Consider the following 14,720-nt stretch of genomic DNA (forward strand, 5'->3'; position numbering starts at 1 on the left):
CGTGGATACGCTCGCCGAGGCGGCGACGCCGCTGCACGGCTGGGAGACGAGGGAGTGTCCATGAGCATCAACGACGACGACATCACCAGCGAGCCGGCACCCGCAGGGGAAGGCGTGGCGGACGGCGGCGCGAACGCGGGCGGCCACGACGGCGGGGCGGACGGCGGTGCGGGCGAAGGACCGGCCGACGGCGGCGCGAACGCCGGCGGGCACGACGGCGGGGCGGACGGCTCCGCGTAGTGCCGGAGCACACCCTCACGGAGCGCGGACCGGTCACCACCCGGTCCGCGCTCTCGCGCTGCATCGACGTCGCGGAGGAGCAGTTCGCTCGCGAGCACTGGGGGCGCGCACCCCTGCTGTCCCCGGCGCACGACGACTTCACCGATCTGCTCTCCCCGGCGGCCGTCGACGAGCTGGTGAGCCGACGCGGCCTGCGCACGCCGTTCGTCCGCCTGGCGCACGAGGGCGACGTGCTGGCCCCGGCCCGGTTCACCGCCTCCGGCGGGCTGGGCGCCGAGGTGGCCGACCAGGTGTCCGGCGACAAGGTGCTGGCCGAGTTCGCCGCGGGCGCCACGATCGTGCTGCAGGGGCTGCACCGCGTGTGGCCCCCGCTGGTCGACTTCACGCGCCGCCTGGTCGAGGAGCTGGGTCACCCGGCGCAGGTCAACGCGTACGTCACGCCACCGTCGTCGCAGGGGTTCTCCCCGCACTACGACACCCACGACGTGTTCGTCCTGCAGGTCTCGGGCGAGAAGCACTGGGTCATCCACGCGCCGGTGCACCCCGACCCGCTCACGGACCAGGTGTGGACGGACCACCGGGCGGCCGTCGCGGAGGCCGGGCGCGGCGAGCCCGTCATCGACCGCGTGCTGCGCCCCGGCGACGCCCTGTACCTGCCGCGCGGGTGGATCCACTCGGCGACCGCCCTGGGCGACACCTCGATCCACCTCACGGTCGGCGTGGCCGCCTACACGCGGGCCGACGTCGTCGACACCCTGCTCGGCGTGGTCGGCGACACGGCGACCCTGCGCGCGTCCCTGCCCCTCGGCATCGACGTGGGCGACCCCGACCAGCTGCGACCGCTCGTCGAGGCGACACTGGCGGACCTGGTGGCCGCGCTCGCCTCGACGGCCGACCCCGCCCTGCCGGCCGCCCGTCGGCTGCGCGCCCGGTTCGCCCGGGACACCCGCCCGGAGCCCGTCGCCCCGCTGGCGACCCTGAGCGCGATCACCGCGCTGGACGAGCACACCCGGGTCCGCTGGCGCGCGGGCCTCGGCGGCGTGCTCGAGGCAGCCGGCGACCGGGTCCGGCTCACCGCCCGCGGCACGGTGCTGTCGCTCCCGGTCGAGGCGTCGCCCGCGCTGCACGCGCTGCGGACCGGGGAACCCGTCGCCGTCGGGGCGCTGCCCGGGCTCGACCTGGCCAGCGCGCTCGTGGTCGTGCGCCGCCTGCTGCGCGAGGGCGTGGTGGTGACGGCGGAGTGAGCGAGCCGTGGGTGCCCTGCAGCGACGCCGCCCGGTCGCGCCGGGACCCGCTGGTGGCCACCGGCTCCCACGGCGACCGGTGGTTCCTCGTCGAGAACCAGGCGGGCTGGGGGCGGCACGCCCTGCTCGACCCGCCGTTCGACCGCGCCCTCGGCCGCGCGCTGGTGCACCGGATCGAGGGCGAGGGCATCCGTCCGCTCGCCATCCGGAGGCCCGGGCGGCGTGCCGCGCAGGACGGGACGCGGTGGGCGCTGGTCGACTCCCGGCCGGGGCGGGAGTCCGTGCGGTGGGGTCGGGTCGACCAGGTGGACGAGCTTCTGGAGGTCCCGCTCGACGGGTCGGCCGGGGAGCCGTCGGACCGCCCGGTCTTCGCCGTCTGCGCGCACGGCCGGCACGACCGGTGCTGCGCGGTGCGGGGCCGCGTGGTCGCGGCGCGGCTGGCCGACGCGTACCCGGAGGAGACCTGGGAGTGCTCGCACCTGGGCGGCGACCGGTTCGCGGGCACGATGGTCCTGCTGCCGCACGGCCTCGCCTACGGCTGGGTCGACGACGCCGACGCGGTCGCGGTGGTCGACGCTTACCTCGCCGGACGCGTGGAGCCGCGGTTCCTGCGCGGCCGGAGCGCCTACCCGCACCCGGTCCAGGCAGCGCAGCACTTCGCCCGCGCCGAGCTGGGGGACGACGGCCTCGACGCCTACCCGCCGCTGCACCAGGAACGCACCGACGCCGGCTGGTCGGTGCGCCTCGGCGCGGCGGCCGGTCCGGTGACGGTCACGCTCGTCGAGACGTCGTCGGCACCGCTGCTCTCCACGTGCGCCGCGACCCGCGCCCTGCCGGTGCGGGAGTGGGCGCTCGCCGGGATGGCCTACGGCACGAGGTAGCCCGCGGCCCGGAACAGCTCGTACCACTCGGCGCGGGTGAGCGGGATGTCCGACCCCTGCGCCGCGCCCTGCACGCGGTCCGGGCTCGTGGTCCCCAGCACCACCTGCATCTGCGCGGGGTGGCGGGTGATCCACGCGGTGGCGATGGCGATCGGCGGCACGTCGTACGTGTCCGCGAGCCGGTCGATCACCGCGTTGAGCTCCGGGTAGTCCGGCGAGCCGAGGAAGACGCCGGTGAAGAAGCCGGCCTGGAAGGGGGACCACGCCTGGATCGTGATGTCGTTCAGGCGGCAGTAGTCGAGGATGCCGCCGTCGCGGTCGATCGACTGGTCCTCGGCCTGCATGTTCGCCGCGACGCCGCGGGCGATGATCGACGAGTGCGTGATCGACAGCTGGAGCTGGTTGGCCACGATCGGCTGGCGCACGTACTTCTTCAGAAGCGCGATCTGCCCGGGGGTCTGGTTGGAGACGCCGAACGCGCGCACCTTGCCCGCGGCCTCGAGCTGGTCGAACGCCCGCGCCACCTCCTCGGGCTCCACCAGCGCGTCCGGGCGGTGCAGCAGCAGGATGTCCAGGTAGTCGGTGCCGAGCGCCGCCAGCGAGCCGTCCACCGACTCGATGATGTGCTCGTAGGAGAAGTCGAAGCCGTCGGGCGGCACGATCCCGCACTTGGTCTGGATGACCAGCTCCGCACGGTCGGCCGGGGTCAGCCGCATCGCCTCGGCGAACCGGCGCTCGCACGCGTGCATGGCGCCGCCGTAGATGTCGGCGTGGTCGACCATCGTGATCCCGGCGTCCCGCGCCGCGCCGACCAGCCCGCGGATCTCGTCGTCGGACTTGTCGGCGATGCGCATGAGCCCCAGGACGACGTTGGGGACGACGATGTCGGTGCCGGTCAGGGCGAAGGTCTTCACGGGGGACATGGTGCGCCTAGCCGGGCCGGCGTGCCAGCAGGGTGGCCTGCGGGCTCTTCTCGCGGTCGGGCTGCGGCTCGCGGACCAGCTGTGCGCTGACGACGAGCCCCGCGGCCCGCAGCGCGGCGGCGACCGACTCGGGGGCGTGGCGGTAGGCGTCGGCCGAGACGTCGTGCCCGTACGCGTGGGTCATGGGCCGGACCGCGTCGTCGCCGGCGTGCCACCCGAGGAGCAGGTGCCCGCCGGGCGCGAGCACGCGGGCCAGCTCGGCCGCGAGCGCGGGCAGGTCCGCCGGGGACGTGTGGATGATCGAGTACCAGGCCAGCACGCCGGCCAGCGAGGCGTCCGGCACGTCGAGCGCGGTCATCGACCCCACCGCGAACTCGAGCGTCGGGTAGGTCTCCCGGGCGACCGCGATCATGCCGGGCGACAGGTCGACGCCGTCCGCGACCACCCCGACCGAGCCGAGCCAGTCCGTCATCCGGCCGGTCCCGCACCCCGCGTCGAGCACCCGTCCGGCGCCCCGCACGCGGTCGGCGAACGCGGTCAGCATCGCGCCCTCGAGGCCCGACTCCGGGTCCAGGCCCGTGACCAGCTGCCCGTAGGCGACCGCGACGGTGTCGTACATCGCGCGCGTGGCGGCCACGTTGTCGGCCCTCACGCCGTCACCAGGAAGCCGGCGCCGAGCAGCACCTCGTCCCGCGACGACGGGCCCACCAGCAGCTCGAACTGGCCGGGCTCGACGATGCGGTGACCGGCGGCGTCGACGATGGTGCAGTCCGCGACCGGCAGCTCGAGGCCCACCGTCACCCGGGCGCCCGGCTCGACGAGCACCTGCCGGTAGGTCTTGAGCTCCTTCTCGGCCCACGTCACCGTGGTGACCGCGTCCCGGACGTAGACCTGGACGGTCTCGAGCGCGGGCCGGTCGCCCGTGTTGTGCACCGTGACCTGTGCCCGGACCGTGTCGCCGGAGCCGAGCACGGGCTCGAGCACCCGCAGGTCCTCGTAGGTCACCGTGGTGTACGAGAGGCCCTCGCCGAACGCGAACGGCACCCGCTGCGTGAGGTCCGCGTACCGCGTGCCGTGCTGGGCCGGGAGCTGGTTGTAGTAGACGGGCAGCTGACCGACGTGCTCCGCGAACGAGAGGGGCAGGCGGCCCGACGGCTCGATCTGACCGAGCACCAGCTCGGCGATCGCGCGCCCGCCGCGCATGCCCGGGTTGGCGGCCCACACGATCGCGGCCGCGTCCCTCGCCGACGGCGGGAGCACGTGCGGCTTGCTCGCGATCACGACGACCACCAGCGGCGTGCCGGTCGCGGCGAGCGCGTCGAGCAGCGCGACCTGCCCGCCGACCAGCTCCAGCGTGGCCGTCGACCGGCCCTCGCCGACGAGCTCGATGCGGTCGCCGACGACCGCGACGACGACGTCGGCCGCCTCCGCCGCAGCGACGGCCTCGGCGATCAGGTCGGCGTCGGGCGGCGCCGGGAAGACGACCTGCGGCCGGGGCTGGCCGTCGGGGAAGTACTCGCCCTCGGGGTCGGCGCCGAGCGTGAGGATGTCCGCGCCGCGGGCGTGGGTGACCGTCCACCCGTCGGGCGCGTGGGACCGGAAGCCGTCGAGCACCGTCTGCGTCAGCTCCCGCGGGTGCCCGTCGGGGAGCCAGTCCGCCTGGCCGGACGCGCCGGCCCAGTCGCCCAGCTGCGTGTGCTGGTCGTCGGCGTTGGGGCCGACGACCGCGATCGTGCGCGTGCTCGCGTCGAGCGGGAGCACGCCGTCGTTGGTGAGGAGCACGAGCGAGCGGCGGGCCACCTCGAGGTTGAGCTCGACATGCTCCGCGGAGCCGATGACGGCCTGCTGGCGCTCGACGCTCGGGTGCCGGGCGTCCTCGAACAGGCCGAGCTCGAACTTCAGCGTGAGGATCCGCCCGACGGCGGCATCCAGGGCGGTCTCGTCGAGCATCCCGCTGCGCACGGCCTCCTGCGCGCCCTCGAAGAACCCGGGCGTGGTCATGACCATGTCGTTGCCGGCGCGGACCGCGGCCGCCGACGCGTGCGCGTAGTCGGGCTGGATGTGCTGCTCCCAGACCATGCGGCCGACGTTGTCCCAGTCGGTGATGAGCGTGCCGCTGTAGCCCCACTCGCCGCGCAGCACCTCGTTGAGCAGCCAGTCGTTGATCGTGATGGGCACGCCGTCCATCGACTGGTAGCCCAGCATGAACGTCCGGCAGCCCTCGCGGGCCACGCGCTCGAACGGCGGCAGGAACCACGAGCGCAGCTTGCGGCGGCTGAGGTCGGCCTCGCTGGCGTCGCGGCCGCCCTGCGTCTCGGAGTACCCGGCGAAGTGCTTGGCGGTGGCGAGGATCGCGGTGGGGTCGGACAGTCCGTCGCCCTGGTAGCCGCGGACCATGGCCGACGACAGCTCGCCGATGAGGAACGGGTCCTCGCCGAACGTCTCGCTGACCCGGCCCCAGCGCAGGTCGCGCGCGATGCAGAGCACCGGCGAGAAGGTCCAGTGGATGCCGGTCGCCGCCACCTCGACGGCCGTGGCGCGCGCGACCCGCTCCAGCAGGTCGGCGTCCCAGGTGGCCGCCATGCCGAGCTGCGTCGGGAAGATCGTCGCGCCCTCCCAGAAGGAGTGGCCGTGGATGCAGTCCTCCGCGATCAGCAGGGGGATCCGCAGCCGCGTCCGCGCGGTGAGCTCGTGCGCCTGGCGCACCCGCTCGGGCGAGGTGTGCAGGATCGACCCGACGTGCAGGTTGAGCACGAGGTCCTCGACGCCGTCCTTGGCGTTGAGCTGCATCATCTGCCCGACCTTCTCCTCGAGCGTCATGCGCCCGACGAGGTCGGAGACGCGCTCGGCGACGGGAAGGGACGGGTCCTGGTACGGCGCGGTCATGAGACGTCCTGATCGGATCGATTCGAGCACGGTGGGGCTGCCGAACACCCTAGAGGAGCGGGGCTCAGGGCTCCCGGCGGACCGCGATCACGTTGTCGGTGACCTCCGCGACCTCGCCGGCCGGTCCGGTCGCCGTCCGCCGCGGGGCGGCGAGGCGCTCCGTGACCCAGCCGTCGCCGAGGTCGAACGAGGCGAGCGACTCGGCGGGCGGCGGGAAGGTGGCGTCCTTCTTCCAGGCCCACGGCGAGACCGACGCGTGCTCGACCACCAGCAGCAGGCCGCCGGGCGCGACCAGCCCCGCGGCGCGGTGCAGGACCTCGCTGCGCGGGAACTCCGCCGGGCCGTGCAGGTACGTCGCCGTCACGAGGTCGAACGCGCCGGTCGGCATCGACACCTGGAGGTCGTGCTGCGCGACGCCGACCCGGTCGGTCAGGCCGGCGTCGGCGGCGGCCTGCGCCACCCGGGCCAGCGCGACCGACGAGGCGTCGACGGCCGTGACCTCCCACCCGAGCGACGCGAGCCAGAGGGCGTCGCCGCCGTGGCCGCAGCCGAGGTCGAGGGCGCGGCCGGGCGTCGTGGCCAGGGCCGTGACCGCCTCGACGACGACCGCGTTCGGGCGCGTGCCCCACGACGGGTCGACGACGGCGTAGTGCTCGTCCCAGTAGCTCGCGCCGTGCGTGTGGGCGTGGGTGTGGGTGTGCTCAGTCATGGTCGACACCCTCGGCGGCATCCTGCGCTCGGGGCAAGGTGGATTGCCGGTCCGGCAAGCCGACCGCGGCCACCAGCCGCCGCACCACCGCGGAGGGGTCGGACTCCCACTCGGCGGCCAGCACCTGCAGCACCTGCCAGCCGCCGGAGCGCAGGGCGGTCGGCTGGGTGATCCGCCGCTCGTCCAGGGACAGGTCCGCGAGGCGCGACGACTGGTCGACCAGCACGCCGACCGTGTGCACCAGTGACCCCGGCGGGCGCAGCGCGAGATCGCAGCGGAACGCCGACTGCCCGACGCCGGCGACCACCGCGACACCGGCCGCGCGCACGGCGTCGGCGATCTGCTCCACGATCGGGCTCGGGGGCGGGACCGCCGGGCGCCCGGTGCGCTCCCGCAGGCCCGCGAGCACCCCGTCCGCGGCGGCGGCATCGCCGTTGGAGACCGCGTCGGCGTAGTGCAGGAAGCCGCGCAGCGTGCTGGCGCCGTCGTTGTACACGTTGGTGATCGCCGTGTGGTCGATGCTGCTGACCAGCACCATGTGCCGGCGGGCGCGGCTGAAGATGACGTTGAGCCGCTTCTCGCCGCCCGCGTTGTTGATCGGTCCGAAGTTCATGCGCATGCGCCCGTCCGGGCCGGCGGCGTAGCAGACGCTCATGAGGATCACGTCGCGCTCGTCGCCCTGGACGTTCTCCAGGTTCTTCACGAACAGCCCGACCACCTGGCCGTCCTCCTCGCGCGCGACCTCGGCGTCGTAGCGCCGGTCGAACTCCGGGTCCTCACGGGCCAGGGCGTCCAGCGCACGCTCGATCTGCGACTGCTGCGCCTCCGAGAACGCGACGATCCCGAGCGTCTGCCCGGTCTCGCGGGCCAGCAGCTCGCGCACCAGGTGCGCGATCCAGACGGCCTCCTGCGGGTTGGTGCGCTGGACGTAGACGCCGTCGAGCACGCGCATCGCGCTGATGCTGCGCTCGAGCAGGCCGTCGACGGCCGCGACGACGTCGTCCGGGTCGGGCGCGTCGCCCACCGTCAGCTCCAGCGGGCGGGCCCGCACGTGCGTGAGCGTCCGGTCCGGGATGGTGGTGAGCCGGCCCTCGTAGAAGGCGGCGTTGCTGAACTGGATGAGCGCCTCGTACTGGCTGCGGTAGTGCCAGGTGAGCATGGTCGACGGCAGCCGGACGGACCCGACCGCGAGGAAGCTGTCGGAGTCGAGGACGGAGCCGACCGGGGCGTCGTCGTCGCCCCCCTCGAGGAGCTCCCCGGAGCCGGCCTGGAAGTACCGGGTGGGCGGCAGCTGCATGCGGTCGCCCACGACGATCACCTGCGCCCCGCGGAACAGCGCCGGCACGGCCTCCTCGACCGGGATCTGGCTGGCCTCGTCGAAGATCACGACGTCGAACGAGCCCTCGAGCGGCAGCGTGTCCGACAGCGACGACGGGCTCATCAGCCACACCGGACGCATCGCGGCGACGACCACCCCGGGGTCCGCGGACGCCAGGTGCCGGATCGACTTGTAGGCCCGGACCTTGCCGAACTCGTGCTCCAGCTCGCGACGGCCGGCCATCCAGGCGGCCTTGTCTGCACGCTCCTCGGGGTTCATGCCGCTGACGCTGCGCTGGGAGTGCGCGACCGCCGCGGCGAACCTCGCGCGCAGCCGCGCCGTGACGACCTCGGCGTTGGCCCGCTGCAGCTGGGGCGCCCGGTGCGCGACGCGGTCGAGCAGGTCGGCCAGGCGGTCGCCGTCGAGCCGGCCGAGCGCGGGCAGCTGCGCCCGCGCCTCCGCCATCGACGCGGCGACCACGGCGTACTCGAGCTGGTCGGGCGCGGCGTCGAGCCGGCGCAGCGCCCGCAGGACCGTCGGCGCGGCGGCCAGGTCGCGCAGCGGGGCGGCGACGGCCCGCACCAGGGCCTGGCCGGTCGCGCCGGTCAGGCCGCGGAGCTCGTCGCGCAGCGCCGCGAGCGGCAGGTCGTCGACACCCGCGACCAGGCCGCCGAGGGCCGAGCGCACCGCGTCGACCAGCTCCGGGAGGCGGTCGAGCACGTCGTCGGGCTGCTCGTCCGCGAGGCGCGTGCGCCAGACCGCGAGCGCGCCGGTGTACCGCCGGACGGCCGCGATCCGGTCCGTCAGCACCGCGAGGTCGCCGTGGCCCCAGTCGCGTGCCGTCTGCTGCGACAGGACGTCGGCCCGCGTCGCCGTGTCGTACCGCGCGACCAGCAGCTCGAGCGCCTGCGTGGCCGTGGGCCGGACCTGCCGGTCGGCGGCGTCGAACCCGTCGTCGACCAGCCGTCGCACCCGGCGCCAGCCGCCGTCGAGGAACTTCCAGAACGAGCCCTCGCGCCGGCGGGCGATCTCCAGCGCGGCGGCGGCGTCGGGTGCCGACAGCGGCGCGCGCCAGCCGACCGCGGCCCGGTCGGCGGCGTCGGCGGCCGCCTCGACCTCGCGCCAGGCGACCGTGGCCTCCTCCAGCCGGCGGGCCTCGGGCGTGCGCGGCGTGACCGCGGCCCCCAGCGAGCGCCGGACCAGCGGGGCGAGGACCGCGTGCATCTGCCCGACCGCGTCGGCGTCGTCCAGCGTGAGCCCGTCGGTCGAGCCGCCGGCCGCGACCAGCAGCGCGAGCACCGCGTCGGACGCCGCCACGGCCTCGGCGGCCCGCTGCGCCACGACCGCGTCGGCCCGCGGCTGGTCGAGCACCTCGGGGTCGACCAGCCGGACCGGGCTGCGCGCGAGGACGGGCTCGACCCCCGCCCGCGCGAGCGCACCGACGAGCGCGTCCACCAGCGGCCGCGCCGGCACCCACGCGCCCGGCTCCGGCAGCAGCGCCTGCTCGACCGGGGTCAGGTCGGCGCCCCAGCGGGACCCGCGCAGCGCGACCAGCCGGTCGAGCACCTGCTGCACGGCGACGCCCCCGCCGTCGGACGCCAGGGCGTCCTCGTACAGCCCGACCTCCGCCAGCGCCGCGGTGGTCGCCTCGATGAGCGCGGTCCGCCGGGCCTCGACCGCCTCGAGCGGCTCGGCGTCGGTCAGCCACCGCTCGTACGTCGCCCGCAGGCCGTGCACGAACTCCTTCTTGTCCTCCTGGCTGTCGTGCACCAGCGTGCAGATCTCGTCGAGCCCCTGAGCCCGCAGCCGGGCGTGGACGACGTCCAGGGCGGCCCGCTTCTGGCAGACGAAGAGCACGCGCTTGCCGTGCGCGACGAAGTCGGCGACCAGGTTGGTGATCGTCTGCGACTTGCCCGTCCCGGGCGGCCCCTGGATCACGAAGTTGTCGCCCGAACGGGCCTGCGCGACGGCGGCCACCTGGGAGGAGTCCGCCGGCACGACGAGATAGCGGTCGGTCACGGGGATCGTGGCGCCCGTCGGGGCGACGTCGCGGGGCGCGGTGGAGAACAGCTCCTCGAACGCGGCGTTCGGCACCGGCTCGGCCAGCAGCGAGTCGTAGTCGCGCACCAGGCTGAGCGTCCGGTAGTTGAAGTTGGCCAGCGTGACCATGGTCAGGTCGACGTCCCACGTGTACGGGTTGTCGTCGGCGGTCGAGGTCACCGAGAAGGTCTCGACCACGTGCTGGGGCGCCGGCTCGTCGCCCAGCTCGACCGACATCGGGATCGGCCGCCGCGCGATCCGGTCCCGGAAGATCTGCACGCCCAGCGGCGCCCATCCCGGCCGCCGGTAGGAGTACGCGTACTGGCGACGCCCGACCGCAGGGCTGCCCGACGGCCGTCGGCGCCGGTACGCCTGCAGGGCCACCTGCGCGCGGTGCCGGACCAGCTCGATGCGCGGCGTGTCCACGAGCCCGACCACCACCGCCGGCTGCGTGGCGCGCGCCTGCTGCTCGATGGTCGCGCGCAGCTGCTCGACCGCCCCGCCCTCGGCGAGGTCGACCGTCTCGGGCAGCCGCAGCCCGAAGAGCTCGTCCAGCTGGTGGCGCAGGACCGGGTTGACCTCGGCGACCGTGCTGGTCAGCTGCAGCCGGTAGGCGTCGCGCACCCCGCGCTGCTTGGTCAGCGTCACCGGCGCGAGCACGAGCGGCGACTCGATCGGCGTGCCGGGGTCGTTCTTCACGTCGTGCCAGCGCAGGAACGCGGTCACCAGCCGCAGCTGGTCGTGCCCGTACTCCGCCCGGTCCCGCCGCGCCGACGAGATGATCGCGTCGAGCGACGCCGCGGCGTACGGGGCGTCGTCCCACCGCACGAGCGAGCCGACGTCGAGGGCCTTGCCGTCCACCAGCCGCGCCGACGCCGGACCGCCCCACGTGAACAGCTGCGAGGCGCGGACGTGGCGGACGTCGAGCACCAGCGGCACCGACGCCTCGGTGAGGTTGAGGGTCCGGCCCGTCGGCCGGAAGTACAGCAGGGGGTTGCGCCGGGACGCGTCGAACAGCCGGTCGCGCAGGTGCTCCAGCACCGCCGCCCGCGGGTCGGGGCGCTCGCCCAGCACCCGCACCAGGTCGAAGTCCTCGGGCTGGTCCCGGTACGTGTCGAGCCTCGCGACGACGTCGGCCAGGTCCTGGGCCCGGCGGCGGCGGTCGGGGGCGATCATCGAGCTGGCGACGGTCGCCAGCACGGGGTGCAGCGACGGCGCGAGCGCGAACAGGTTGTTCCGCCGCTGCTGGAGCAGGTCGGCGTCGGCCTCGTCGGCCAGGTCCAACCCGCACAGCAGCGCGACCAGCAGCTCGCCCAGGCTCGCGATGTCGGTGAGCTCGTCGTGGTGGCCCACCAGGTGCTCCCACCGCTGCCACCCGGCGACGATCCGCATGGTGCCCTGCGGGGTCGTCCGCGTCGGCGCGTCGGCCCCGGACAGGTCGCGCTCGACGGTCACGTCATGCTCGACCTCGACGGCGCTCGAGCGCTCGGCCGCCGCGAGCGCGGCGCGGTTGCGCACCGGCGGACCGGCCAGCGCGACGTCGACGGTCACCGGCTCGTCGTCCGCCTGGCCGAGCGCGTCCAGGCCGCGCAGGGGCGCCACCCGGCCGGTCTCGTGCAGGCTCTGGACCGTCCGGAACATCGGGAGCAGCAGCCCGAGCACGTCGTCGGCGGGCAGCCCGCCGCGGGCGACGGACTGGTCGACCAGGGCCCGCATCAGCCGGCCGCCAGCTGTGCGGTCGCCCGCTCGCCCAGGTCCAGCTCGGCGGCGACCATCCGCAGCAGGTCCGGCCCCAGGCCGACCCGGCGGGCCAGCGCGACCACCGCGGCGAGGTCGCCGAGGCCGCCGTCCTCGTCGGCGGTCGCGAAGTCCAGCAGCACCGCCGCGAGATACGTGCGCGTCTCGGCGGGCAGGTCCGCCGGGGTGTCCGTGAGGGCGGGGCTCTGGGTGCCGACGAGCACGCCGTACTGCTCGGCCAGCGCGGCGGCCTCCTCGCCGCGCACGGCGTCGTCCGCCACCAGCATCCACACCAGGGACCGCGTGAGCTCGGCGAGCCGGTCCTGCCCGAGGACGTCGAGCGCGGCCAGGTCGAGCTGCGGGCCCAGGGCGGCCGCCACCGCGGGATCGGCTCCCGACCCGCGCTCCTGCCACTCCTGCAGCGCCCACGCCCGCAGCACCGTCTCGGGGTGCGTGGTCCCCGCGCTCGGCACGCTGTAGTCGACCTCCGCCGCCTGCCGCAGGTACGCCGCCGAGTCCACCCTGGCCAGCCCCGTGGACACCTTGACCAGCCCGCTCACCGTCGTGGTCAGCGACCCGCAGGCCAGCACGGCCCCGCGGTCGGCGTACAGCTCCGTGGCCAGGCGGAACCGCCGCGCGGTCTCCAGGTACTCCGACGGCGTGCGGGCGTCCGACTCGGCGGCGTCGAGCAGGCGCGCCGCCGCGAGGTAGCGGCCGCCCTCCGCCGTCCACAGCACGTGGTGCGCGAGCTCGTGCCCGGCGACCGCGCAGAGCTCGGCCGGGTCCAGCAGGTTGAGCGTGCCGCCGCCCAGCACCAGCACCGCCCGGTCCGGGACGAACACCAGCTCGGCGGTGGTGCCCGGGCCGCCCTCGTCGACGTAGATCTCGACCGGGACGGCCACGCCGAGCGCGTCCGCGGCCCGCTGGACGGCGGCGTGGACCTCCGGGTGGGCGGTCGCCTCGACCCGGTACGTCTGGCGCAGCAGCAGCTGGCCGAGCTCCGGGCCGGTCGTGGGTCGCAGCGCGCCGATCGCCACGGGGTTCTCGCGCTCGAGGAGCGCCGTGACCTCGCGGTGGTACGGCAGCGGTCGCCAGTCGGTCACAGCGCCTCCCGTCGTCGTCCGGCCCCGGCGACGATAGCCGCCGCGCGGTCGCGGGGCCCGCGACGACGCCGGTCAGCCGGCCGGGGTCGTCACCAGCCCGGGGCGCAGCCGGGTCCCGCGGCCGGCCCGGCGCCGGACGACCCACTCGGCGACCGCGAGGTTGACCACCCAGCCCGCACCCATCAGCAGGGCGCGCGTGGTGACGTCCGGCGTGCCGACGGTCAGCGTCCAGGGCGCGAAGATCAGCGCCTGCGTGCCCGCGCCCAGGCCGAGGGCGTACCCGCGGGTCATCCACGCGCTGTGGGTGACCACGTCCCCGCGCCGGACGGCCGCGACGCCGAGCACCAGCGACGCGACCATCGCCGACCCGGCGAGCCACCGGAACACCTCGAGCAGCGTCCCGTCACTCGGCGGCAGGTCGGAGAACGACGCCATCCAGAGGCCCGCGAGCGCCGCGAGGATGCCCGCGGGCGCCACCACCCGACCCGCGAGCCGGTGCCACCGTGGTCGGCGTCGACGCAGCCCGGGGTGGAACTGGAACGCGCCGAGCAGCAGGAAGGTGGTCGCGCACACGATGTGCGCCACGACCGGCACCGGCATCGTGACGAACCGCTCGTTCTCCGGCGTCACCGCCGGGTCGCCGCCCAGCTCCGCGAGCCGGAGGGCTCCCGCGAGCACGGGGACCAGGCTCAGCGCGATCAGGCCGGTCGGGATGCGCCAGGCGTGCGCTCGTCGGGTCATGCCCCGAGCCTGCCGACGGCGGCCGCCCCGGTCATCGGTCCTTCGCCCGGCCGCGGGGTCGGCCGATCGGCCGAGGCGCGGGTGTCCGACGCCAGGTGCAGAGTGGGCGCATGGTCGCCTCCGCGTTCCGCGCGCTGCACGACGGGTCCGGCCCGCTGCTCCTGCCCAACGCCTGGGACGTCGGCTCGGCGCTCGCGTTCGTCGACGCGGGCTTCCCGGCGGTGGGCACCACGAGCTTCGGCGTCGGCGCCGCGGCCGGAAAGCCCGACGGCGACCGCGCGAGCCGGGACGCGACCCGCGAGCTCGTGCGGCGGCTGGCGCACCTGCCCGTGCCGGTCTCGGCGGACGTCGAGGACGGGTACGACGACGACCCGGAGGTGGTCGCGGCCTTCGTCGCGGACCTGCCGGTGGCCGGCATCAACCTCGAGGACAGCACCGACGGCCGGCTGGTGGAGCCCGCCCGCCACGCGGCGAAGGTCGCGGCGGTCGCCCACGCGGCACCGGACCTGTTCGTCAACGCGCGCGTCGACACGTACTGGTTCGGCCAGGACGCCACCGTGCGCGCGACGGTCGACCGGGCGCTCACCTACGTCGACGCGGGCGCCGCCGGCATCTTCGTCCCCGTCGTCGGCGGCGTCCTCGCCCCCGCCGACCTGCGCGTGCTCGCGCGGGAGATCCCGGTCCCCCTGAACGTGCTGGTGGTGCCGGGCCTGAGCCTGACCGAGCTGGGCGAGCTCGGCGTCCGCCGCGTGAGCACGGGCTCGCTGCCCTACCGCGCCGCGGTCGACGCCGCCGTCTCGGTGGCGACCGCCGTGCGCGACGGCCGACCGGCACCGGCCGCCACCTCGTACGCGGACATGCAGGAGCGCCTGCGCCGGCACGACGCCTGACGCTCGGG

The 14,720-nt window shown here is 75.4% G+C and carries 11 protein-coding genes; 4 read left to right on the top strand and 7 right to left on the bottom strand.

The window, feature by feature from the left end; genetic code table 11:
* The first annotated feature begins 60 nt into the window (after window positions 1-60).
* From AB5970_RS00560 to AB5970_RS00570, 3 genes are read left to right on the top strand one after another with little or no spacing between them, the layout of a single operon-like run.
* Entirely contained in the window at window positions 61-240 is a 180-nt protein-coding gene (locus tag AB5970_RS00560) for a hypothetical protein (RefSeq protein WP_370501950.1), read from the top strand.
* Window positions 240-1,484, top strand: coding sequence for a cupin domain-containing protein (locus tag AB5970_RS00565; protein WP_370501951.1), 1,245 nt, complete (start codon window positions 240-242; stop codon window positions 1,482-1,484). The genes AB5970_RS00560 and AB5970_RS00565 overlap by 1 nt, the downstream gene beginning before the upstream one ends.
* Window positions 1,481-2,365: a sucrase ferredoxin gene (locus AB5970_RS00570; protein WP_370501952.1), complete on the top strand. Its 885-nt coding sequence runs from the start codon at window positions 1,481-1,483 to the stop codon at window positions 2,363-2,365. The genes AB5970_RS00565 and AB5970_RS00570 overlap by 4 nt, the downstream gene beginning before the upstream one ends.
* Here AB5970_RS00570 and AB5970_RS00575 read toward each other — a convergent pair.
* From AB5970_RS00575 to AB5970_RS00605, 7 genes are all read right to left on the bottom strand, one after another.
* Window positions 2,350-3,279, bottom strand: coding sequence for an aldo/keto reductase (locus tag AB5970_RS00575; RefSeq protein ID WP_370501953.1), 930 nt, complete (start codon window positions 3,277-3,279; stop codon window positions 2,350-2,352). The two genes, AB5970_RS00570 and AB5970_RS00575, sit on opposite strands and share 16 nt — an antisense overlap.
* Window positions 3,280-3,295: 16 nt before the next feature.
* On the bottom strand, window positions 3,296-3,940 hold the full coding sequence (locus AB5970_RS00580; protein ID WP_370501954.1) for a class I SAM-dependent DNA methyltransferase: 645 nt from the start codon (window positions 3,938-3,940) through the stop codon (window positions 3,296-3,298).
* Window positions 3,937-6,174: a glycoside hydrolase family 3 N-terminal domain-containing protein gene (locus AB5970_RS00585; RefSeq protein WP_370501955.1), complete on the bottom strand. Its 2,238-nt coding sequence runs from the start codon at window positions 6,172-6,174 to the stop codon at window positions 3,937-3,939. Before AB5970_RS00585 ends, AB5970_RS00580 begins: the two co-directional genes overlap by 4 nt.
* 64 nt (window positions 6,175-6,238) lie before the next feature.
* A complete protein-coding gene (locus AB5970_RS00590; protein WP_370501956.1) occupies window positions 6,239-6,883 on the bottom strand; it encodes a class I SAM-dependent methyltransferase in 645 nt (214 codons plus the stop codon).
* The gene (locus tag AB5970_RS00595) at window positions 6,876-11,957 is read right to left on the bottom strand and encodes an AAA domain-containing protein (RefSeq protein ID WP_370501957.1); all 5,082 of its coding nucleotides are present in this window, start codon (window positions 11,955-11,957) and stop codon (window positions 6,876-6,878) included. The genes AB5970_RS00590 and AB5970_RS00595 overlap by 8 nt, the downstream gene beginning before the upstream one ends.
* On the bottom strand, window positions 11,957-13,081 hold the full coding sequence (locus AB5970_RS00600) for a M48 family metalloprotease (RefSeq protein ID WP_370501958.1): 1,125 nt from the start codon (window positions 13,079-13,081) through the stop codon (window positions 11,957-11,959). Before AB5970_RS00600 ends, AB5970_RS00595 begins: the two co-directional genes overlap by 1 nt.
* A gap of 72 nt (window positions 13,082-13,153) precedes the next feature.
* The gene (locus AB5970_RS00605; protein ID WP_370501959.1) at window positions 13,154-13,822 is read right to left on the bottom strand and encodes a DUF2306 domain-containing protein; all 669 of its coding nucleotides are present in this window, start codon (window positions 13,820-13,822) and stop codon (window positions 13,154-13,156) included.
* Window positions 13,823-13,932: 110 nt separating this feature from the next.
* On the opposite strand from AB5970_RS00605, the gene AB5970_RS00610 reads away from it, so the two are divergent.
* A complete protein-coding gene (locus tag AB5970_RS00610; protein ID WP_370501960.1) occupies window positions 13,933-14,712 on the top strand; it encodes an isocitrate lyase/PEP mutase family protein in 780 nt (259 codons plus the stop codon).
* Window positions 14,713-14,720 lie beyond the last annotated feature (8 nt).

It is taken from the genome of Cellulomonas sp. ICMP 17802, from assembly GCF_041295535.1.
In the GTDB taxonomy this organism is placed as follows: Bacteria; Actinomycetota; Actinomycetes; order Actinomycetales; family Cellulomonadaceae; genus Cellulomonas.